The organism is Micromonospora olivasterospora (assembly GCF_007830265.1).
Classification (GTDB): Bacteria; Actinomycetota; Actinomycetes; order Mycobacteriales; family Micromonosporaceae; genus Micromonospora; species Micromonospora olivasterospora.
The window spans coordinates 2,064,642-2,085,732 of the sequence record NZ_VLKE01000001.1 but is presented as its reverse complement, the minus strand read 5'-3'; the positions used below and the strand labels follow the sequence as shown (position 1 = coordinate 2,085,732).

General features: G+C 74.8%; 16 protein-coding genes and 4 pseudogenes. 13 read left to right on the top strand and 7 right to left on the bottom strand.

The genetic code is table 11. The features are described 5' to 3' along the window. Positions 1–2 precede the first annotated feature (2 nt). The 4 genes and pseudogenes from JD77_RS09565 to JD77_RS09550 form a co-directional block, all read right to left on the bottom strand. The gene (locus JD77_RS09565) at positions 3–1,961 is read right to left on the bottom strand and encodes an MFS transporter (protein ID WP_145773960.1); all 1,959 of its coding nucleotides are present in this window, start codon (positions 1,959–1,961) and stop codon (positions 3–5) included. A gap of 1 nt (position 1,962) precedes the next feature. Further along, positions 1,963–5,185 (bottom strand): annotated as a pseudogene (locus tag JD77_RS09560) (ATP-binding protein); the annotation flags it as partial. A gap of 175 nt (positions 5,186–5,360) precedes the next feature. Next, a complete protein-coding gene (locus JD77_RS09555) occupies positions 5,361–5,723 on the bottom strand; it encodes a hypothetical protein (RefSeq protein WP_145773959.1) in 363 nt (120 codons plus the stop codon). Between the two features lie 12 nt (positions 5,724–5,735). Next, complete coding sequence (locus JD77_RS09550) at positions 5,736–6,050, bottom strand: hypothetical protein (RefSeq protein ID WP_145777499.1); 315 nt, start codon at positions 6,048–6,050, stop codon at positions 5,736–5,738. 354 nt (positions 6,051–6,404) lie between these two features. On the opposite strand from JD77_RS09550, the pseudogene folP reads away from it, so the two are divergent. The 7 genes and pseudogenes from folP (at position 6,405) to JD77_RS09515 (ending at position 11,172) form a co-directional block, all read left to right on the top strand. After that, positions 6,405–7,384, top strand: a pseudogene (folP, locus tag JD77_RS09545) (dihydropteroate synthase). Next, a pseudogene (gene folB / locus JD77_RS09540) lies at positions 7,381–7,734 on the top strand (dihydroneopterin aldolase); the annotation flags it as partial. The pseudogenes folP and folB, both read left to right, overlap by 4 nt. Positions 7,735–7,832: 98 nt before the next feature. Further along, positions 7,833–8,359: pseudogene (gene folK / locus JD77_RS09535) on the top strand (2-amino-4-hydroxy-6-hydroxymethyldihydropteridine diphosphokinase). A 19-nt stretch (positions 8,360–8,378) separates the two neighbouring features. Beyond that, entirely contained in the window at positions 8,379–8,915 is a 537-nt protein-coding gene (locus tag JD77_RS09530; protein WP_145773957.1) for a DUF3180 domain-containing protein, read from the top strand. Positions 8,916–9,034: 119 nt separating this feature from the next. Further along, entirely contained in the window at positions 9,035–10,252 is a 1,218-nt protein-coding gene (locus tag JD77_RS09525) for an ABC transporter permease (RefSeq protein WP_145773956.1), read from the top strand. A gap of 57 nt (positions 10,253–10,309) precedes the next feature. Next, on the top strand, positions 10,310–10,618 hold the full coding sequence (locus JD77_RS09520; protein ID WP_145773955.1) for a hypothetical protein: 309 nt from the start codon (positions 10,310–10,312) through the stop codon (positions 10,616–10,618). Between the two features lie 65 nt (positions 10,619–10,683). After that, positions 10,684–11,172, top strand: coding sequence for a hypothetical protein (locus JD77_RS09515; RefSeq protein WP_145773954.1), 489 nt, complete (start codon positions 10,684–10,686; stop codon positions 11,170–11,172). A gap of 24 nt (positions 11,173–11,196) precedes the next feature. On the opposite strand, the gene JD77_RS09510 is transcribed toward JD77_RS09515, so the two are convergent. After that, positions 11,197–12,186, bottom strand: a complete 990-nt coding sequence (locus JD77_RS09510) for an ABC transporter ATP-binding protein (RefSeq protein WP_145777497.1) — start codon at positions 12,184–12,186, stop codon at positions 11,197–11,199. A gap of 26 nt (positions 12,187–12,212) precedes the next feature. On the opposite strand from JD77_RS09510, the gene JD77_RS09505 reads away from it, so the two are divergent. From JD77_RS09505 to JD77_RS09490, 4 genes are all read left to right on the top strand, one after another. Next, on the top strand, positions 12,213–12,899 hold the full coding sequence (locus JD77_RS09505) for an ABC transporter permease (protein ID WP_145773953.1): 687 nt from the start codon (positions 12,213–12,215) through the stop codon (positions 12,897–12,899). Beyond that, positions 12,896–13,618, top strand: coding sequence for an ABC transporter permease (locus tag JD77_RS09500; protein WP_145773952.1), 723 nt, complete (start codon positions 12,896–12,898; stop codon positions 13,616–13,618). Before JD77_RS09505 ends, JD77_RS09500 begins: the two co-directional genes overlap by 4 nt. A 180-nt stretch (positions 13,619–13,798) precedes the next feature. Next, on the top strand, positions 13,799–14,803 hold the full coding sequence (locus JD77_RS09495) for a glycine betaine ABC transporter substrate-binding protein (protein WP_145773951.1): 1,005 nt from the start codon (positions 13,799–13,801) through the stop codon (positions 14,801–14,803). A gap of 131 nt (positions 14,804–14,934) precedes the next feature. Continuing rightward, on the top strand, positions 14,935–16,728 hold the full coding sequence (locus JD77_RS09490; protein ID WP_145773950.1) for a hypothetical protein: 1,794 nt from the start codon (positions 14,935–14,937) through the stop codon (positions 16,726–16,728). A 45-nt stretch (positions 16,729–16,773) separates the two neighbouring features. Here JD77_RS09490 and JD77_RS09485 read toward each other — a convergent pair whose 3' ends face one another. Together JD77_RS09485 and JD77_RS09480 are read right to left on the bottom strand one after the other, a co-directional pair. Then, the gene (locus JD77_RS09485; protein ID WP_211372521.1) at positions 16,774–17,943 is read right to left on the bottom strand and encodes an NADH-quinone oxidoreductase subunit D; all 1,170 of its coding nucleotides are present in this window, start codon (positions 17,941–17,943) and stop codon (positions 16,774–16,776) included. Next, the gene (locus JD77_RS09480; RefSeq protein WP_145773948.1) at positions 17,940–19,067 is read right to left on the bottom strand and encodes an SAM-dependent methyltransferase; all 1,128 of its coding nucleotides are present in this window, start codon (positions 19,065–19,067) and stop codon (positions 17,940–17,942) included. The genes JD77_RS09485 and JD77_RS09480 overlap by 4 nt, the downstream gene beginning before the upstream one ends. Positions 19,068–19,255: 188 nt before the next feature. On the opposite strand from JD77_RS09480, the gene JD77_RS09475 reads away from it, so the two are divergent. Further along, positions 19,256–20,236, top strand: a complete 981-nt coding sequence (locus JD77_RS09475; protein WP_145773947.1) for a Rossmann-like and DUF2520 domain-containing protein — start codon at positions 19,256–19,258, stop codon at positions 20,234–20,236. Continuing rightward, positions 20,233–21,081: a pantoate--beta-alanine ligase gene (panC, locus tag JD77_RS09470; RefSeq protein ID WP_145773946.1), complete on the top strand. Its 849-nt coding sequence runs from the start codon at positions 20,233–20,235 to the stop codon at positions 21,079–21,081. The genes JD77_RS09475 and panC overlap by 4 nt, the downstream gene beginning before the upstream one ends. Positions 21,082–21,091: the final 10 nt, after the last annotated feature.

Here is a 21,091-nt window from a genome sequence, read left to right as displayed (position 1 = left end):
TGTCACCGGGCCTCGGTGCGGATTCGGGGCGCGGCGGGACGAGGTGCGGCGGGCTCGGCCGAACCGGGGCGGTAGATGACGAAGGACGGGCTTTCCTCGGGCACGTCCGGTTCGGCCCACGCCGCCGGTTGGCGACGGCGCGGCTTCGGTGCGGTGGGACGCCCGGCGGTGGTCTGTTCCGGTGCGGTCGCCTCGTCCCGGTACTCCCGGCCGTCGGCCCGCTGCCGCTCGCTCGCCTGGGCGGTGGCTGCGCCGGACTGGCTGGGATCCTCCCCCCGGGCTTCGGGCCGGAGGGTGCTTGGCTCCAGCTTGATGCCCCTGCGGCGGGCCAGGGCTGGCTCGGCGGTGCCTCCGGGCTCGGCCAGGTCGAGCCGCGCCGCCGTGCGCATGTCCCGGAAGAATCGGCGGTGCCATGAACCGGCCGAGCTGACCGCCTCGCTGTTGTCCTTGCCGCCGAGCTGGGTGATCCGCCGGTATGGGCGCAGTAGCAGCCAGCCGACCACCCCACACAGCCAGACCAGCACCACCTGCAGCCAACCGGGCAGGGTGGCGGTGCTCATGATCAGGTCCACCGCGAAGAGGTAGATGGCGGCGCCGGTGCCGAAGATCGCGATGTTGAAGACCGCCGCCACAACGGCGTTGGCGAGCCGCCGCAGCCCGGCGCTCGCCGGGCGCAGCAGGCCGACCGTGCCCAGGATGGGTGCCGCGATCACTGCCCACCGGAAGATCAGGAAGCCCAGGAGGACCAACAGGGAAGCAGTCAGGTCGAACATCGCGAACAGCAGCGCGGCCAGCACCGCGATGAAACCGGAGCCGACTCGGTCCATGTCCCGGACGCCCTGGAGATATTCGTACGCCTCCGGGTCCTCCTCCTTGATCTGCGCTGCGACCCGGGCCCACTGCTGCTGTTTGGCGTCGATGGTGGCCTCGCGGGTCCTCGGGTTGGCCCGGAGCTTTTCGGCCTCCTCCCAGGACAGCGACTTCGCGTCGTAGAGCGCCGGACCGTACTTTTTGGCGGTCTCACTGTCCGCCGAGCCGAGCACCCCGCGCAGCCAGTTGCGATAAAGCATCGCCTCGGTAGCGGTGTCGCTAGCCCGAACGGCCGGTGGGCGCTTGTCGACACATGCATCCGGGTTGGGCAAAGCGCATTTATCGGGCGGGATATTCCTGGAAGCCGGACCGACAGCGTCGTGGACGACACCGAGGGTCGTCACGAGCGTGCCGTCGGCGATGTTGGCGGACTTGACCGGCCACGCCGCCAAAGCCGTCACCGCGACCATCACGACCAAGGCCCAGCCGGCAGTGGTCATCGCGTTGCTCATGTCCGATTGGCGAGACCGCCAGAGCAGGTAGAGACCCACCACGCAGAGCGTGATGATGCCGAAGACGCTGAAGACCTTCTGGTAGACGGCCTTCGTCGCCGTCTCGACCAGGGGGTCGGCCCAGCCCCACATCGACCGAGGGTTCCACGCCCGCTCCCGCAGGGCGTTCGAGGCGCCGATGATCGCCGTAGCGATCATGAACTCCCCGTTGGCCACCGTGGTGGTGAACTTGTAGTCCGGGTGGAGCACTGACGAGGCGCAGCCGCCCGGGATGTCGTACGTGGGGTAGCTGTATCCGGCGTACCCGTAGTCGCTGTAGAGGCCCTTCGGGCCAGGCAGCTTGGCAGCGTCGGGGCGGCCCGCGAACCAGCCGGCCAGCCCGGAGTCCGGAGCCGCGGGGACCGGGGCGTTACGGCATTGCACCTCGCTCTTGCTGACCTCGGTCAGCTTCCCGACGCAGGTACGGAAGTCGGCCTGCCACTCCTGGGTGCTGCACAGGTCCGCTCGCGCCTGCGCCTGCGTGACCGGTGCCGCCGCGTACGCGGGCGGGCCGCCCACCACCGGCCAGGCGACGGTGGCCCCGGCGAGTACGCCGATCGCGAGCAGAAATGCCGCTATCCGTGCCCGGGCCCTCGCCATGTCACGCCTCCAGGTCCGGCAGAGCGGTCGGCAGTTGCCCGGCGACCGCGGTGGGCGTGGTGTCCAGGTGCTCCAGCAGACCGTCGACGTACGACACGTCCACCCGGACCTTCTGCACCCGCCCGTCGACGTCGCGCATGACGAACTCGCGGAAGCCGAGCCGGGCGGCCGAGGTGGCGTCCGCTGTGGACAGCGAGGCGAGGGTGGCCTCGTACCCGTCGTCGACCGGTACTCGGAGCAGCCGCAACGCCTCCGACGCGATCTCGCTGTCCTCCGCGATCCGGCCGACGAAGACGGTGGAGACCAGGTTCTGCACGTCGAGGCCGAGGATGTCGCGGGGATTCTGCGAGGCCACGAGCGCGGCCAGGTTCCACTTGCGGGAGTCGCGGGCGAGTCGGACCAGGAACGATCGGCCGGAGCGCCAGCCCTCCATGAAGTGCGCCTCGTCCAGACCGACGAGCTTGCGCGACGACATCGAGCCGCCGTAGCAGCGGCGCACGGCTAGCCGGTGGGCCGTGTGCAGCATGGGCAGCGCGAGCGCCTCCTCTGCCGACCAGTACTCGCGTTCGATCTTCAGGTCGGGCAGCCGCAGGCCGGCCATGGTGATCACGGTCAGCGCCGCGTCCGCGCCGAGCAGTCCCTCCGGCGGCCGGCCGAAGAAGAGCATCGCCAGCGGCATCTCGGCCGTGTCCAGCAGCAGGTTGGCCAGCTCCCGGCCGGCGTCGTCGTCCAGCCCCTGGAGGCAGGCGACCACGTCGTCCAGGGTGGACACCTCCTCGGCCGGCACCTGGCGTACGGCGTGCCGGAACAGGGTGGCGGTGGACGCCTCCCGGGCGACCTGCGGCGGCACCAGCATCATGCAGATGTCCTGGACCAGCATCCGGCGTTCGGCCCGGGCGTTGGAGACCGCGATCTCGAACTCCCGGTCCCCGGCCGCGCCGGCGCCGAACTCGCTACGCAGCGGGGTCGGGATCAGCGCGTACGGGGCCAGCGTCCCCTGCTCGGAGCCGGTCAGGTTGAGCACCCGCGCGTACGGCCGCAGCTCCGGCATGTCGCACAGCCGGGCGAGCGGGCCGGACGGGTCGAGCAGGGTCACCTGCACCCCGCGCCGGGCGGCCAGGTAGCCGAGCGCGCCCAGCAGGGTGGACTTGCCGCCGCCGGGCTCGGCGACGAAGACCGCCAGGCCGGAGCGCTCCCGCACCTCCATCGGGAAGTGCAGGTCGAGGAAGACCGGGCGGCGGCAGGTGCCGGCGGTGCGCCCGATGAGGTCGCCACGCCGGTCGCCGACCGTGGAGGCGGCCTGCGGCAGCGCGGCGGCGAGCAGGTGTACGGGCATCCGCCGGACGTAACCGGTGTTGGCGACCGGCTCGCCGGGAATGAACTCCCGAGCCAGCCAGTCCTGGTTCTTCGGGTGCTGCAGCGAGATGCGCAGCTCCCGGGAGTAGAGCTGGATCAGCCGGCGCGCCCGCTCCAGGCACTCCTCCCGGGTACGGCCGCCCACGGCGATGCGGTGCCAGCCGTGCGCGCGGGCGGAGTCGACCGGCAGCCCGGTGGTCATCTCGTCACCGATCACCAGGGCTCGCTTGGCCAGCCGCTCCAGCTCCGGCGGGGCGTCGATGCCGTGCTCGGCGTAGTCGAGCTGTTGGGAGCGGATCATCCGCAGCCGGTGCTCCAGGTTACGGAAGGAGTCGCCGGAGCCGAGGATGTCGACCCGGGTGGAGATCTCCATGGGCCAGGGCAGCCGCTCGTGGAAGTGCAGCCAGGGCTCGTGCCGCTCGGGGATCTCCAGCGGCTCCATGCGGCCGACCGCGAGCACGGCCACATGCCGTTCCTCGCCGGTCATCCGGTTGACCAGCTTGACCGTCGACCCGTACGGGGTGCGGTACCGCTCGACCTGCTCGGTGAGGGCGAGCAGGTCGCCACGCTCCCACCGGCCGTTGGTCATGGGGGACAGCGCGCCGGGCGGCGCCATGCAGAGCGCGACGGAGCGGTACAGCAGCCACTCCAGCTCCTGCGCGCTCACCCGCCGGCCGCGCATGCCGAACGCGCCCAGCACCTCGTCGAACTGCTCGACCGTGCGGCCGAGCTTGCGCCGCTCGCTCCCGGCGACGCCCCGGCCGAAGGTACGCAGCAGCCGCTCGGTGAGCGAGTCGCCGAGCGAGCGCCGGGCGAACGTGACCCCGAGGTACGTCTGCCCCTCCGCGTGGTTCACCGAGAGCAGGTGCCGCTGGGCGGCCACCAGGTGGTCGCCCCAGCCGGGGGTGTCCGGTACGTCCGGCAGCGGTGTCGGGGTGTGCGCGTCGATGGTGCGGGCCCACTCGTCGGCCGGGAAGGGGCGGGTGGTGCGGCGCAGGTGCAGCCGGAAGCCGGCCAGGCCGGCGTACTGCTCCGAGATCGCGGAGAGCAGGGCCTCCCGCTCGGCGTCCGGCCGGAACGCCCAGCGCACCTCGGGCAGCCAGTACCAGGCGGTGACGGTGTTCGGGGTGAAGGTGAGGTGCCCGGCGATCTCGGTGATGGCCAGCTCGACCGACGGGTCGCGGTCCCCGAACTTGATCTTCGGCGGCCGTACCGGCTTGGCGGGTCTGGTGAGCTCCGCCGGCTTGGTCGGCCTGCCGGGCTGCTCCCGACGCTCGACGGTCCGCTGTCGGGGCGGCGTGACCTCGCGGCTCACCGGGGCGGTGCGGCCTCGGGGGCGGGACGGGCGGACCGGTCCGGCCCGCGTCCCGGCGGACGGAGCGCCCGGGCTCCCGGGGCGCGGGCGGCGCGCTGCTGGCGAAGTTGGCGGCGCGCGGCTCGACGTCGCGCCAGCCGTACGTCTCGTCGTCGACGGGCGGGTCGGCCACCGGCGGGGGCGGCAGGTCCGGCTGGGCGGGCGGGCGTACCGCGGGCAGCCGGTCGCCCGGCTGCTGGGGGACGCGGTTACGGGCCGGCGGCGCGGCCGGCTGCTCCAGGGCCCGCGGCGCGGCCGGCGGCTCCAGGGCCGGGGGCTGCTGGTGGGGGATCGCGGGATGCTCCCGGCCGGCCCGCCGGGGCGGCGCGGGGAGCGCCGGCCGGGACGCGCCGGGACGCGCGCCCCCGAAGAGGTCGAGGAACGGTGAGTCGATGTCGGCGCTGTCGGGGACCGTCGGGGCGGGGGCCTCCGGGGTGGTCGGCGTGCCGCGCCCGGGAGCGGGCCGCGGCGCCTGGAAGACCCCGACCCGGCCGTGCCCGGGCGTGGTGGCCAGTGCCGGGTCGAGGGCGGCCTCGTCGAACTCCTCGCTCGAAGGGTAGTCGAACGAGCGCGCGCGGTTACCGTGCGGAGTGGCCTGACGTCCGGCCGGGGAGCCCGGCGTGGAAGAGCGACTCATGCCACCGCCTCACCCGAGTGCCGTCGTTGCCGCCCGGTCGGGGTACGCCCGGTCATGCCAGTTCCTCCCGGATCCTGATCCGGCTCGCCACCAGGCGCGGGTCGCGCTGCTCGGCCGCCGGCTCCCGGGTCCGTCGCCAGTCGGTCAGCGCGGTGCGGATCACCATGCGCGCCGGCCGGTCCGGGTCGACGTGCCGGAAGATGAACGAGGTGCTCACGATGGCGAGCGCGATCTCCCAGGCCGGGAACAGCTCGACCTTCAGCGTGAACAGCCAGTGGATGAACATGTAGAGGGGCACGAGCAGCATGAACACGCCGTACTGGGCGTAGGGCAGGTGGACGGGCAGGGTGTACCCGGGCGGCCCGAGATAGACCAGGCGGGCCCGGTAGATGTCGTCGTCGGTCCGCAGTCGCATCTCTGCCCGCGCCTATTCGAAGATCAGGTCGATTAGGTAGTCGCCGATGAAGAAGAGTGTGGCCGCTCCCGCGATGAAGGCCAGGCCGACGATCGCGATGGCGGAGCTCGTCAGGACCTTGGAGATCTCGCCCCGGCTGGCGCGGCCGATGAAGATGACGCCGAGTACGGCGAGCAGGATCGGGGCGATCTTGCTCGCGAAGAACGTGACGACCCCGTTGGTGTCGATGCCCTTGGGCGCCGGCTCGGCGAGTGGAGTCGACGCCAGGGCGTGGAGCGCGTGGGCGACGCCGGACGACGTCGTCTCCATGAGCTCGATGGCGATCACTGGAACCTCCCCAATCGCGGCCGGCGGAGCCGCGGCGGTGCAGTAGGCAAGCCTGGGCGGGATGGTGCTCACTCTGCGCAAGGTTGGCAACCCTGCGTTTGGCGCCCACCACAGAGGGTGGTGAGCTTTGGGGGGATATTTCCCGCTTCGGCCCTCCCTCCAGGCTTCGCCATCTCGCTGCTGGGCAATTCCAAAGGGTACGGGCCGCCCCCCTTTGCGACAAGCCGCGAAGACTCGTCCCGGAACAGCCCAGGCGACCGATCGTACACCTGTTCCAATTCGCATGTCAGGGCTGCCGCGGGACGTTCCGACCTGGGCGCCGAAAGCCGCAGGCCAGACCGGTACGGTGCAGTCGTGACCGATCTGGTACGGCGCACGGCCCGGTGGTGATGGGCATCCTGAACGTCACGCCCGACTCCTTCTCCGACGGCGGCCGGTACGCCGATCTCGACGCGGCCGTCGCACACGGGGTGCGACTGCGGGCCGAGGGCGCGCACCTGGTGGACGTGGGGGGCGAGTCGACCCGTCCCGGCGCCGACCGGGTGGACGCGGCGACCGAGGCGGCCCGGGTGCTGCCGGTGATCCGGGAACTGGCCGCGGCCGGGGTCACGGCCAGCATCGACACCACCCGGGCCCGGGTGGCGGAGGAGGCGCTCGCGGCCGGGGCCGCCGTCGTCAACGACGTCTCCGGTGGCCTGGCTGACCCGGACATGGCCCGGGTGGTCCGCGACGCCGGCTGCCCGTGGGTGCTGATGCACTGGCGGGGGCACTCGCGCGGGATGCGCGAGCTGGCCACCTACACCGACGTGGTCGTCGACGTGAAGACCGAGCTGGCCCAGCGGATCGACGCGGCCCTGGCCGCCGGCGTGGCCGCCGACCGGATCGTGATCGACCCCGGCCTCGGCTTCGCCAAGACCGCCGAGCACAACTGGCAGCTCAGCGCCCGCCTGCCCGAGCTGCTGGAGCTCGGCTTCCCGCTGCTTTTCGCGTCCAGCCGCAAGTCGTACCTGGGCCTGCTGCTGGCCGACGCCGACGGGCGCCCCCGGCCGACCGGCGGCCGGGAGGCGGCCACCGCCGCCACGAGCCTGCTCGCCGTGGCGGCGGGCGCCTGGGGGGTACGTGTGCACGACGTCCTCGGCACCGTCGACGCGCTGGCCGTCTGGCGGGCCAGCGGCAGCCCACGGCTCGTCGCCGCCCCGACGGCGGAGCCGGGCCGAGCGACGGAGCCGGCCAGGACGACGGAGCCGGCCAGGACAGCGGAGCCGGCCAGGACGACGGAGCCGGGCCGAGCGGCGGAGACCGGCCGGACGACGGAGAAGGGGGAGGACCGGTGACCGACCGGATCACGCTGACCGGCCTGCGGGCGCACGGCCGGCACGGCGTCTACGACTTCGAGCGCGAGCAGGGCCAGGAGTTCGTGGTCGACGCGGTCCTCGAACTGGACCTCGCGCCGGCCGCCCGCTCCGACGAGGTGACCGACACCGTGCACTACGGGGAACTGGCGGAGCGGCTGGTGGCGGTGGTGACGGGGGAACCCGTCAACCTGATCGAGACGCTCGCCGACCGGCTCCTGGGGATCTGCCTGGCCGACCCGCGGGTGACGCGCGCGACGGTCACGGTGCACAAGCCCGAGGCCCCGGTCCCGCACGCGTTCACCGACGTCGCGGTCACCATGACCCGCGCCCGGGCCGAGGCGCCCGCGTCGGGCGCGGGAACCGGGGCGCCGGAGTCGCCAGCGCAATCCGGGGCGCCGGGGCCGGCGGCGCGGGACGGGGGAGCCTGGTGACCCGTGCCCTGTTCTCCCTCGGCAGCAACCTCGGGGACCGGCACGCACACCTCCGGTCGGCCGTGGCCGGGCTCGGCGACGCCGTGCTGCTGGTCTCCGGCGTCTACGAGACCCCGCCGTGGGGCGACGCCGACCAGCCGGCGTACCTGAACGCGGTGGTCCTGGTCGAGGACCCGGCGGCGGCCCCCGAGGACTGGCTGGAGCGGGCCCGGGCCGCCGAGCGCCGGGCCGGGCGGGAGCGCGACCCCGCCCGCCGGTTCGGCCCCGCACCCTGGACGTCGACGTCGTCGCCGTGTGGGACGACGCCGGCGAGCCGGTGCTCCGGGACGACCCGGAGCTGATCCTGCCGCACCCCCGGGCCCACCTGCGGGCCTTCGTGCTGCGGCCGTGGATCGACATCCAGCCGTACGGACGGCTGCCCGGCCACGGCTGGCTGACGGATCTGCTGAACGCCGAACCGGTGGCCGGCGACGCGCTGGAACTGAGCCCGCGGCCCGATCTGGCGTTAGAGTCGTCGGCATGAGCCAGTGGAGTCGGCCGGCATGACGCAGGCGCAGTCCCCACCCCCGCGTGGCACGGATCCCGACCGGTTCAGGATGGGCCCCACCAGGATCTCCACCCTGGTCGTCGCCGGTCTGGCGGCCGCTGCCGTGGCCTGGCTGCTGATCAGCAGCCTGTACCGGGAGTTCCCCCGGTTGCCCTGGCTGCCGGTGATCACCCTCGCCGTGCTGGCCGTGCTCGAGGGGTACGCCGCGGTGAACACCCGGGGCCGGATCGAGCGCCGGCCGGGCCGCGAACCGGTCAACCCGCTGATGGTGGCCCGGTTCGTGGTGCTGGCGAAGGCGTCGGCCCTGGCGGGGGCGATCTTCGCCGGTTTCTCCGCCGGGCTGACGGGGTGGCTGGTCATCGAGCCGACCCAGGCCGCCGCGGCGGACCGCCCGGCGGCCGCGTCGAGCCTGCTCGCCTCGCTCGCGCTGGTGGCCGCCGCCCTGTGGCTGGAGCGGTCCTGCCGCGTGCCGGAGCGGCCGGAGGACGAGCGCGAGCCCGACCAGCGGGAGAGCCGACCCGGCCAGCGCTGATCACGGGGGTTACGCGCGCAGCGGCGCGCGGGTACCGTGCCTGGCGACCGGTGAGCAACGGCCGCCGCCGATCCGCCCGGGACGGACCCTGCGGCCGTGACCTGGGGAGGGCGCGCGTCATGGGGTACGACGATCCGGGGCGGCACGCCCCGGTGGAGCCCTCGTCGGGGGTGCCCGCGGCGGTGCTGGAGAACGTCTTCGACGACCCGGACCACGGCGAGCCTGGGCGGGACCGGCTCGCCGTGCACGTCGCCTGGGAGGTGGCGCTGGCCGCCGGCCTGGCCGTGCTGGCCTGGCTGCTCTGGCAGGCCGACCCGGCCGTACTGCGTGAGCCCGGCCTGCGGATCCTGCTGGTCGACGTGGTGGCGCTGGGGCTGCTCGCCCTGGCCGCCGGGGTGAGCCTGCGGACCGCCGCGGTGAACCTGGCGATCGGACCGGTGGCGGTGGCCGCCGCGCTGCACCTCGCCGAGCAGGGCGACCGGGGGATCGGCCCGGCGCTCGGCCAGGTCGCGGCGGCGGCCGCACTGGGCGGCCTGGCCCTGGGGCTCGCGGTGGCCGTCCTGCACGTGCCGGGCTGGGCGGCCAGCCTGGCCGGGGCCGCCGGGGTGGTGGTGTACATCGAGCGCCGCGCCGCGCCCGTCCTGGTGCAGAGCGGGTACGACCCCCGGGGCAGCGCGTTCTACCTCTTCGCCGGCTTCGCCGCCGTGGCGGTCCTCGGCGGGCTGTTCGGGGCGATCCGCCCGGTGCGCCGGCTGGTCGGCCGGTTCCGGCCCGTGGTCGACCCGGCCCGGCGGCGCGGCGCGGTGGCGGCGACGGTCAGCACGCTCGCCTGCGTCGTGTCCACCGTGCTCGCCGCGCTGGCCGGCGTCCTCATCGCCACCAACGGCGAGGGAGCGGTCGCCCCCACGGCCGGCCTGGACTGGACGGTGCTGGGCGTCGGCGCGGCGCTGCTCGCCGGCACCAGCGCGTACGGCCGGCGGGGCGGAATGTTCGGCACCCTGCTCGCGGTGAGCCTGATCGGCGTCCTGCTCGCCTGGGCGGACACCCGGGGCTGGGTGGTGAGCCGGTGGGCGGTCGGCGGCGCGGCGCTCGGCGTCGGTTTGCTGGTCACCCGGCTGGTGGAGGCGTACGGGCGGCCCTACGTGGTGGGCGCCGACCCGGAGCCGCTGGGTGCCGCCGACCCCAGCATCAGCTCCGGCTGGTCGGTGCCCCGGCTGGCGCCGATGGACGACTGGCCGCCCGCGCTGCCCGTCCGCACCGACGACACCCCCACCGATCCGTGGCAGGCGTCCCGGTGGGAGACCCGCCCGCCCCGCTGGGACGGCGGGGACCGCTGAGGCCGGCGCGCCCGCGTCCGGCCTGCCGGTGGTGATCTCGCCGGTTAGGCTCGGCGAATGACCGAGACATCTTCCACCGGTCCGGGCGGGAACACGTTCGACGAGCTCGACGCGCTGTCCACCGAGGAACTGCGGGAGCGGGCGTTCGCCCTGGCCCGGGAGCGCCGCGACGTCGGGTTCTTCTGGTCGGTCCTGCGGCACCTGCCGAACGCCGACGAGGCCGCGGCGCTGGACGGCGCGCCGAACTCGGTCGGTCCGACCGTCGACGAGGCGGCGGCGCTGTGGCGGGAGCTCACCGGCCACGGCTACGAGGAGTCGGCGCCGCTGCTGCGGGCAAAGTTCGTCGACTACCTGATGCAGCGCTGAACCGGGCGCCGACCGTGGTGGTTCGCAGGTTTGCCCGCCGGGGCGCGCCGGGAACTGGGCGCCGCATGGCTCTCACCAACGGCGCCGTCAGCCGGTACGGGACGGCCGCCGGCACCGGCACGCTGGCGGTGCTCGTGCTCGTCGCCGTCTGCGGCAGTCCCCTGTACGTCGGCTGGGCCGAGGGTTCCACCGACCCGAACTCGACGGGCGGCTGGTTCCTGCGGCTGCTCGCCTGGCCCGCCTGGCGGCTCGGCTCCGGCGACTCGGGGGTGCTCGCCACCGACCTGCGGGCCATCCTGCTGGTGGTCCTCGCCGCGGCCCTGCTCTACGTACTGCCCGCCGCGCAGGTCGCCCGCGTGCAGGGTGGCCTCAGCCAGTTCTTCTCCGGCTGGGGCGCGTACGTGCTGGCCGCCGGCCTGGCCGCGCTGCTCGGCACGCTGCTCGGGCCGGACCCGTCGCTGCTCAAGGCGTTGCAGGCCGCCGGCGCCGGGGCCAGTTACGGCTTCCTCTCCGGCTGGATCATCGGCACGGCCAGCCTCGGCGGCCGCGCCTGACCGGTCGTCCCCGGGGCGCCCCGCTCAGCCCTGGCGCTGGGCGGGGGCGAGCGCGCGTTCCCGGGTGAGCAGCCCCGCGGGCCGCCCGCCGGCGGTGACCAGCACCCGGTCCGCCCCCGAGGTGAGCATCACGGCCAGCGCGTCGTACGCCGAGGAGCCCAGCGCCACCTCCGGCAGCCCGGCCGGGTCGGCGGGCGCCGGATCCAGTGCTTCCGCGGTGACCGGGGTCACCGCCAGCGCCCGGATGCCCCGGTCCGCGCCCACGAACTGCCGGACGAACCCCGACGCGGGCGCGCCGAGCACGGCCGCGGGGCTGTCGTACTGCTCCAGCCGGCCGCCCTCGGAGAGTACGGCGATCCGGTCGCCGAGCCGGACCGCCTCGTCCAGGTCGTGGGTGACCAGCACGATGGTCTTGCGCACGTCGGCCTGGAGCCGGAGGAACTCCTCCTGCAGCCGGGTCCGTACGATCGGGTCGACGGCCGAGAACGGCTCGTCCATCAGCAGCACCACCGGGTCGGCGGCGAGCGCGCGGGCCACCCCGACCCGCTGGCGCTGCCCGCCCGACAGCTCGTGCGGGTAGCGCCGCCCGAACTGCTTCGGGTCGAGCCCGACCAGCTCCAGCAGCTCCGCGGAGCGGCGGCGCACCCGGTCCCGCGACCAGCCGAGCAGCCGGGGCACGGTGCCGACGTTGGCGAGGACGGTCTGGTGGGGGAAGAGCCCGACGTTCTGGATCACGTACCCGATCCGGCGACGCAGCGCGACCGGATCGACCCGCGTCACGTCCTCGTCGCCGAGCAGGATCCGGCCGCCGGTCGGCTCGACCAGCCGGTTGATCATCCGAAGCACGGTCGACTTCCCGCAGCCGGACGGGCCGATGAGCACGGTCAGCTCGCCGGCCCTGACCTCCAGGCTCAGCTCCCGGACCGCCTCGGTGCCGTCCGGGTACCGCTTGCCGACGCCCTCCAGCGTGATCGACGCCGCACGCGGGTGGGCGCCGTCGGGTTCGGCGGAGATCGGGGTCTCCGAGGTAACGTCCACGCATGTCCTTCCGCCTGAGCTACCGGGCCGACCCGGGTAACCCGTGGTTCTCCTGGCAGTACGTGCGGGACAACTCTGACACGATCCTCGCCGCGCTGCGCGACCACGCCTGGCTGACCGCGCGGGCCGTGCTGATCGCCGCGCTGGTGGCCCTGCCGCTGGCCGTGGCGGCCCACTGGTACCGCTCGCTCGCCGGCCCGATTCTCGCACTCACCGGGGTGCTCTACACGATCCCGTCGCTGGCGCTGTTCGCCTTCCTCGCGCCGTACCTGGGTATCGGGGCGTTGACCGTGCTCAGCGTGGTGGTGCTGTACGCGTTGCTGATGATCGTCCGCAACGCGCTCGCCGGGCTCGCCCAGGTGCCCCCCGAGGTCCGGGAGGCCGCCGAGGGGATGGGGTACGGCCGCTGGGGGCGGCTGTTCCGGGTCGAGCTGCCGCTGGCCCTGCCTGGCGTGCTGACCGGGCTGCGCCTGGCCACGGTGTCGACCGTGGCGCTGGTCACAGTCGGGGTGGTGGTCGGCCGGGGCGGGCTCGGCCAGCTCATCTTCGCCGGCTTCCAGAACAACTTCTACAAGGCCGAGATCATGACCGGCACGCTGCTCTGCGTCCTGCTCGCCCTGGCCCTCGACCTGCTCCTGGCCGGGCTGGGCAGGGCGGTCACCCCCTGGCTGCGCGGGAGGAGTCGATGAGCAACCCCGTCGGCGAGGCGGTGCGCTGGCTCAACGACCCGCTGAACTGGACCAACCCGGGCGGCGTCCTGGACCGGCTCGGCGAGCACCTGGGCATGTCGGCGGCCGCCGTGCTGCTCGGCTGCCTGGTGGCCTGGCCGCTCGGCCTGTGGCTCGGGCACACCGGCCGGGGCGGCGGGCTGGTCGTGCTGGTGTCCAACGTCACTCTGGCCGTGCCGACCCTCGCGCTGCTGACCATCCTGCCGCTGACCTTCCTCGGCTTCGGCCGCCCCTCGGTGGTGGTCGCGCTCGCGGTCTTCGCGGTGCCGCCGCTGCTGGCCAACGCGTACACGGGGGTGCGCCAGGCCGACCCCGAGGCCAGGGACGCGGCGCGCGGGATGGGGCTCTCCGGCGGGCAGGTGCTGCGCCGGGTGGAGCTGCCCCTGGCCGTGCCGTACCTGGCCGCCGGCTTCCGCACCGCGGCCGTGCAGGTGGTGGCGACCGCCGCGTTGGCCTCGTTCGTCAACGGCGGCGGGCTCGGCCAGATCATCCGGGCCGGCTTCGGGCTGGACATCGCCGCCGGCGGCGGGCAGATCATCGCCGGCGGCGTGCTGGTGGGCGGGCTGGCGATGCTGGTCGAGCTGGTGCTCGCCCTGGTCGAGCGCCTGGTCACGCCGCGCTCGTTGCGTCCGGCCCGGAGCCGGGCGAGCCGGCGTGCCGCCGCCGTCGCCGGGAGCTGAGCCGCCACCCGTACGCGGCCGGTGTGACGATCTGGTGACAATGGCGGCCTTGAGTTGTCGGTCCCGCCGTGCAGGATGTTGGGTGTAAAGATCACGGGCGATTGAACACACTGGATCGCCCGTCGGACACGCGGCCGGCCCGGACGGGTCGCGCCGGGACACGGAAGGCGGGCTCTATAGATGCGCGCACGTACACGGCTGGCGATCGGCGCGATCGGTGCCCTCGCCGCGGCCGGGGTCCTCACCGGCTGCGGTGAGGCCGGTTCGTCCGGCACCGAGGCGCCCCAGCAGGCCGCCTCGGGGGCGGGCTGCGCCCCCGTGGCCGGCGACCAGCTGGTCGTCCTGGCCGACGACAAGAAGCTCCAGAACACCGACAACATCCTCCCGGCGGTCAACGCCAAGGTGGCCAAACCGGAGCTGCTCGCGGCGCTGGACAAGGTCTCCGCGGCGCTGGACACCCCGAAGCTGATCGGGCTCAACAAGGCCGTCGACGTCGACCGCAAGACGTCCAAGGTCGCCGCCGAGGAGTTCGCCGCGGCCAACAACCTCACCCAGGGCGTGGCCAAGGGCCCCGGCGGCACGATCGTGGTCGGCGCCGGCAACTTCACCGAGAGCCAGACCCTGGCCGAGCTGTACAGGATCACGCTCACCGCCGCCGGATACCAGGTCAAGGTGCAGCAGATCGGCAACCGGGAGCTCTACGAGCCGGCCCTGGAAAAGGGAGAGATCCAGGTCGTCCCGGAGTACGCGGCGACCATGGCGGAGTTCCTCAACACCAAGACCAACGGCAAGGACGCCCCGGCGGTCTCCTCGCCGGAGCTGGAGAAGACGGTCGCGGCGCTCAAGGCCGCGGGCGAGAAGGCCGGCATCGTCTTCGGGACGCCGTCCGCCGCACAGGACCAGAACGCCTTCGCCGTCACGAAGGCCTTCGCCGACAAGTACGGGGTGAGCACGCTCTCCGAGCTGGCCGCCAAGTGCTCCGGCAGCGCCACCGTGCTGGCCGGTCCGCCGGAGTGCCCGCAGCGCCCGAAGTGCCAGGCCGGGCTCGTCCAGGTCTACGACTTCAAGGCCGGCTCGTTCAGCTCGCTGGACGCCGGCGGCCCGCAGACCAAGAACGCGCTGAAGACGGGGAGCGCCAGCGTCGGCCTGGTCCTTTCCAGCGACGGCGCCCTCGCGGCGAGCTGACACCGGGTGCCGGTCGCCGGCGGCGCTGAGCCGCCGGTGACCGTTACTCGGTGAACAGTCGGCAACCGCTGCTGATCAGAGAGTCGCGCCCCCGTTCCCCGCGGCCGCAACTCTCGGTAGGCTGCACACCCATGCCCGCCTCCGCCATCGACAGGCGTGACCCCCGACTGCTGTCCGCGCTCTTCTGGACCGGCGTGGCGTTCGCCCCGGTGGCGGCGCTGATCCTGCTGGTCGCCGACGGCAACGGTCTGCTCCGGCTCGCCGCCGTGCTGGCCATCGTCGCCATCGTGCTGATCGGCCTGTCCATCGCGCTGCGCCCCGACGGTGCCGTCGAGGTGGAGGAGCTTCGGGACGAGATCGAACAGGTGCGCCGGGAGTTGCACGGCGAGATCGTCGCGGTAACCCAACGCGGCGACCAGGCGCTCGACGCGTCGCAGCGGGCCGAGGAGCAGGTCGCCGCGCTGCGCCGCCGGCTCGACGCCGCGGCGAGCGAGATCGGCGGAGAACCGGCGCCCCCGCCCGCGGAGCCGGCCGGCGCGGGCCGCGCCCCGCTGGCCTCCTCCGAGGGGTACGACGACGCGGGCCGCGCCCGGGTCGGCGACGACGTGCCGTCCGGCCGGGCCAGGGTGGCCCGCGAGGACGACGAGGCGCCGGGCCGCCGCCCGCGGCCGAACCCCCGCTACGACCAGCCCGATCCCGCCCGGTCCGGCGTGTACGGCGCGGCCCGCCCGGCCGACCCGGACCCCCGGTTCGCGCCGCCGGACGCGGGCCGCGCTGCCCGTCCCGTGGTGCGGCACACCGAGACCGTGGACGTCACCACCCGACACACCGTGGTGGACGGGCCGGACCCGGGGGCGGGCCACCTCGGCGGCTGCTCCCCGGCGCCGGAGGAGCGGTCGTGGGGCGGCCCGACGACGCCCGAGCCGGACGAGTCCCCGTGGGCCGGCTACGCCGACCCGCACGACCGCCCCGAGCCGCTTCCGGAAGACCGCTGGCCGGGGCAGCCCGCCGGCCACGAGCCGGGCTGGACGGGCCAGCGCGGTGAGCCGGGCCGGACGGGCCGCCGCGACGAGCCGGGGCGGGCTGGCACCGCCGGGCGTGCCCGGCCGTACCCCGCCGCGGAAGCGGCCACGGGAGACCCCGTCGAGGAGGGCGGCACGGAGGGCGCCCGGTCGTACCGGGCCGGGGAGGCCGCCGCGGGGCGTGCCCGCCCGTATCCGGCTCAGGAGGCGCCGGCCGGGCGCGCGCGGCCGTACCCGGCCGGGGAGATTGCCGGGCGCGGGCAGTGGTCGGAGGCGCATGCCGGGGACCGCTGGGCCGAGGTACGCGAGGACGAGCGCGGCCGGGAGGTCCGGGTCGGCGAGCGCCGGGCGGCCGCGCACGCGGATGCCGCCGGGACGGCGTACCGGGTGGAGGACCGCTGGGCCGCGGTCCGCCACGGCGATTCCCGGCAGGACCCGGGCGAGCCGTGGCAGGGCCGGGAGGAGGCCGGTCGCTGGCCCGGCGAGGACCGGGTGGGTGCCTGGCCGGACGCCGGCCAGGCACGCGGGCGCCACGACGATCCGGACGCCGACTGGGAGCGCGGGCGTCACGACGCCGACTGGGAGCGCGGGCGTCACGACGCCGACTGGGAGCGCGGCCGTCACGACGAGCCGGACGCCGGCGCCGAGTGGGGCGACGGGGGCTGGCGGGATCGGCGGGCGCTGCCCGACGCCGCCGCGCCGGCGTTGCCCGCCGGCGGCGAGCCGGTGCCGACCGAGTGGCGGCAGCCGGCGCGGCGCGGCACCCGCTCGGGGGACCGGTGGCGCGAGCCGGAGCCGGCCCGGCCGAGCCGGCACCAGCGCGCCGACGAGGAGCGGTACGGCTATCCGCCGCGCGACGACCTGCCGCGCGCCGGCGGCCGCTCATCCGACCGCTGGCGTTGACCGCCGAGCCCGGGATCGTCGCCGCCGTCGGGGAAGGCCGACGGGCTACTTGTCGATGTCCCCGACCACGAAGAACATCGAGCCGAGGATGGCGATCAGGTCCGGCACCAGGCAGCCGGGGAGCAGGGTGGCCAGCGCCTGCACGTTCGCGTACGACGCCGTGCGCAGCTTGAGCCGCCACGGGGTCTTCTCGCCCCGGGACACCAGGTAGTAGCCGTTGATGCCGAGCGGGTTCTCGGTCCAGGCGTAGGTGTGCCCCTCGGGGGCCTTGACCACCTTCGGCAGCCGGGTGTTCACCGGCCCGGTGAGCCGGTCCACCCGCTCCAGGCACCGCTCGGCGAGATCCAGCGAGACGTACACCTGGTCGAGCAGCACCTCGAAGCGGGCGTGGCAGTCGCCGGCGGTGCGGGTCACCACCGGCACGTCGAGCTGGTCGTAGGCCAGGTACGGCTCGTCCCGGCGCAGGTCCAGGTCGAGCCCGGAGGCCCGGGCGACCGGCCCGGACGCGCCGAACGCGGCGGCGTCGGCGGCGGTCAGCACGCCCACCCCGACCGTACGGGCCAGGAAGATGTCGTTGCGCCGGATGAGGTTGTCCAGGTCCGGCAGGCGGCGGCGTACCTCGCCGATGGCGGCCCGGGCCCGCCGCGTCCAGCCGGCCGGCACCTCCTCCTTGAGCCCGCCGACCCGGTTGTACATGTAGTGGACCCGGCCCCCGGAGGCCTCCTCGAGCACCGTCTGCAGGGTCTCCCGCTCCCGGAACGCGTAGAACACCGGCGTGATCGCGCCGATCTCCAGCGGGTACGAGCCGAGGAACATCAGGTGGTTGAGCACGCGGTTCAGCTCGGCCAGCGCCATCCGCAGCCAGACCGCCCGCTCCGGCACCTCCATGCCCATCAGCCGCTCCACGGCGAGCACCACGCCCAACTCGCTGGAGAACGCCGACAGCCAGTCGTGCCGGTTGGCGAGCACGATGATCTGCCGGTAGTCGCGCACCTCGAACAGCTTCTCCGCGCCCCGGTGCATGTACCCGACGATCGGCTCGGCGCTGACCACCCGCTCCCCGTCGAGGACCAGCCGCAGCCGCAGCACGCCGTGCGTCGACGGGTGCTGCGGGCCGATGTTGACCACCATGTCTGTGCCGAGCTGCTCCCCGCCGGCACCGGTGCCGACGGTCAGCTCGCGCAGGTCCCCGGCCTCCGTGGTCATGCCCGTCATCGTGCCATGAGCGGATCGACGACGACGCCGACCGGTTGCAGCAGCCACCGGTGCCCGCCGAGGCCGGCCGGGTCGGTCAGCTCGGCCACCGCCGACGCGGCGGCCAGCGCCCGCACGTACCCGGCCGGGTCGGTCGCGGCCAGGCTCAGCGGCGGTCGCCCGCCGTCGGCCCCGAGCGCCCGCAGCGCCTCGCGCTGGCTCACCAGCGTGTACGCCGCCCCGGCGACCGCCGTCCCGGCGGCGGCGACGGAGTCGAACGCGACGTGCGCCGTGACGTCGCAGGACCCGTCGGGTACGGCGGGCACCTGTCGGCCACCCCGGTACCCGGTCAGCGTCCCGCCGATCGGCCGGTCCTCCCTCAGGTGCCCGTAGTCCACGGCCACGGCAAGTCCCCGATCGAGCTGCCCGACGGCCCGGGCCCACGCCTCGTCCCGGGTCCGCCCGATCTCGGCCCTGCCGCCCGCCTGGCCGCCTGCCCTGTCGCCCGCCCTGCAGCCCGCCCTGTCGATCAAGAGGTTTGCGTCTGACTCCGGCTCCCCGGCGGACGCAGAGCTCCTGATCGACGAGTGCTGGGTGGGGGCGGGGGGCCACCACCGGGCCAGCCAGTCGGCGTCGGCCGCGCTCACCCCGGCGCCCAGCGCCTCCTCGCCGGTGGCGGGGTCGACCAGCACGTACCGCCAGCCGTCCTCGGCGGGCACGGCCACGTCGAGGGGCACGTTGTCCAGCCACTCGGTGGCCAGCAGCAGCCCGGTGATCCCCGCCGGCACCTCGGCGACCCAGCCGACGCCCGGGGGCAGGTCCGCCGGCCGGGGGGCGAGCTCGACGGCCGTCACGCGCAGGCGGCGGGCGAGCGGCAGGGGCTCCCCGGAACCGCGCAGGCCGGCGAGCGCGACCAGCGCCCGCAGCAGTTCCCCGCGTCCGGCGCCGACGTCCACCAGGTCGAGCACGGGCGGCGAGCCGAGGGCCGCGTCGATCCGCTCCAGCAGGCGGAACAGCGCCGTGGCGAACACGGGGGAGGCGTGCACGCTCGTCCGGAAGTGGTCGGCAGGCCCGCCGGCGGACACGAAGAACCCGTCCGGCCCGTACAGCGCGCGGTGCATGGACTCCCGCCAACCGATCGGCATCAGTTCGTTCCTCGTTCGGGGGACTGGCACCGTGCCGACCCTACGTCCGGCGGGCAGGCAGCCGCGCGCCGGTCGGGGCCGCCCGGTCGCGGCACTGGTGACGGCTTTCACACATTCTTGTTCGGGTTCCGTGCCTGCGGCGCATACTTGCCATCGACCGGTACCCCCTAGAGGACTGGATCGTCGCCATGAGCGCACCGTCGCGCCCGCGTCCGGCCGCCCCGTCCGGGGCCGCCGCACCGCCGGGCGGCGCCGTCACCGGCGCCCCGACCTCCCCTCCCCGCGTACTCACCGTCGGCGTCGTCGGCGCCGGCCGCGTCGGCGCCGTGCTGGGCGCCGCGCTCGCCGCCGCCGGCCACCGGGTGGTCGCCGCCTCCGGCGGCTCGGGAGCCTCCGCCGCCCGGCTCGCCCTCCTGCTACCGGAGGCCCGGAACGGTCCCGCCGCCGAGGTGGCCCGGGCCGCCGCCGACCTGCTGCTGATCGCCGTACCCGACGACGCGCTCGCCGGGGTGGTGGCCGGCCTCGCCGAGGCCGGCGCGCTGCGCCCCGGCCAGGTGGTCGCGCACACCTCCGGCGCGCACGGGCTGGGCGTCCTCGCCCCGGCCGTCGCCGTCGGGGCCCGTCCGCTGGCCCTGCACCCGGCGATGACCTTCACCGGTACGCCGGACGACCTCGACCGGCTCGCCGGCATCTCGTACGGGGTGACCGCACCGGCGGAGCTGCGCCCGCTCGCCGCCCGGCTGGTCGTCGACTTCGGCGGGGTGCCCGAGTGGGTGGGCGAGACCGACCGCCCGCTGTACCACGCGGCGCTGGCGCACGGCGCGAACCACCTGGTGACCCTGGTCAACGAGGCGGCCGACCGGCTGCGCGACGCCGGGGTGACCCAGCCGGAGAAGGTGCTCGCCCCGCTGCTGCGGGCGGCGCTGGAGAACGCCCTGCGGCTCGGTGACGACGCGCTGACCGGCCCCGTCTCCCGGGGCGACGCGGGCACCGTACGCCGGCACCTGGAGCGCCTGGCCGCGACCGCGCCGGAATCCGTGCCCCCCTACCTGGCGTTGGCCAGACGGGCAGCGGACCGGGCCATCGCCGCTGGCCGGCTGCGACCGGCGGACGCCGTGGCGCTGCTGGACGTGCTGGGTGGGACCTACCGAGAGGTGAGTAGAGCGTGACGGAGTTGGTGCGGACCCGCGAGGACCTCGCGAAGGCACGCGCGGCCATGACCGGCTCGCTCGGCGTGGTGATGACGATGGGCGCGCTGCACGCCGGGCACGAGACGCTGCTGCGCGCCGCCCGGGAGCAGGCCGACCACGTGCTGGTCACGATCTTCGTCAACCCGCTCCAGTTCGGCCCGAACGAGGACTTCGACCGGTACCCGCGCACCCTCGCCGAGGACCTGGCGATCTGCCGGCGGGCCGGGGCCGACGTGGTGTTCGCGCCGAGCCGCGAGGAGATGTACCCGGAGGGCCAGCCCCGGGTGCGGGTCGACCCGGGTCCGCTCGGCGAGGACCTGGAGGGGCAGAGCCGGCCCGGCTTCTTCCACGGGGTGCTGACCGTGGTGCTGAAGTTGCTCCAGCTCACCCGCCCCGACCTGACCCTCTTCGGCGAGAAGGACTACCAGCAGCTGACCCTGGTCCGGCGGATGGCCCGGGACCTCGACGTGCCGGTGCGGGTGGTCGGCGTGCCGACCGTCCGCGAGCCGGACGGGCTGGCCCTGTCCAGCCGCAACCGCTACCTCTCGCCCGACGAGCGAAAGGCGGCGCTGAGCCTGTCGGCCGCGCTGCGGGCCGGCGCGGAGGCCGCCGACCGGGGGCACGACGCAGGCGAGGTGCTGGCCGGCGCCCACCGGGCGTTCGGCGCGGGCGCGCCCGGCGCCCGGCTCGACTACCTCGTGCTGACCGACCCGGACCTGGAGCCCGGCCCGGTCTCCGGCCCGGCCCGGCTGCTGGTCGCGGCCTGGGTCGGCAACACCCGGCTCATCGACAACGCGGCGATCCGGCTCGCCCCACGTTCCTGACTTCTCCCTG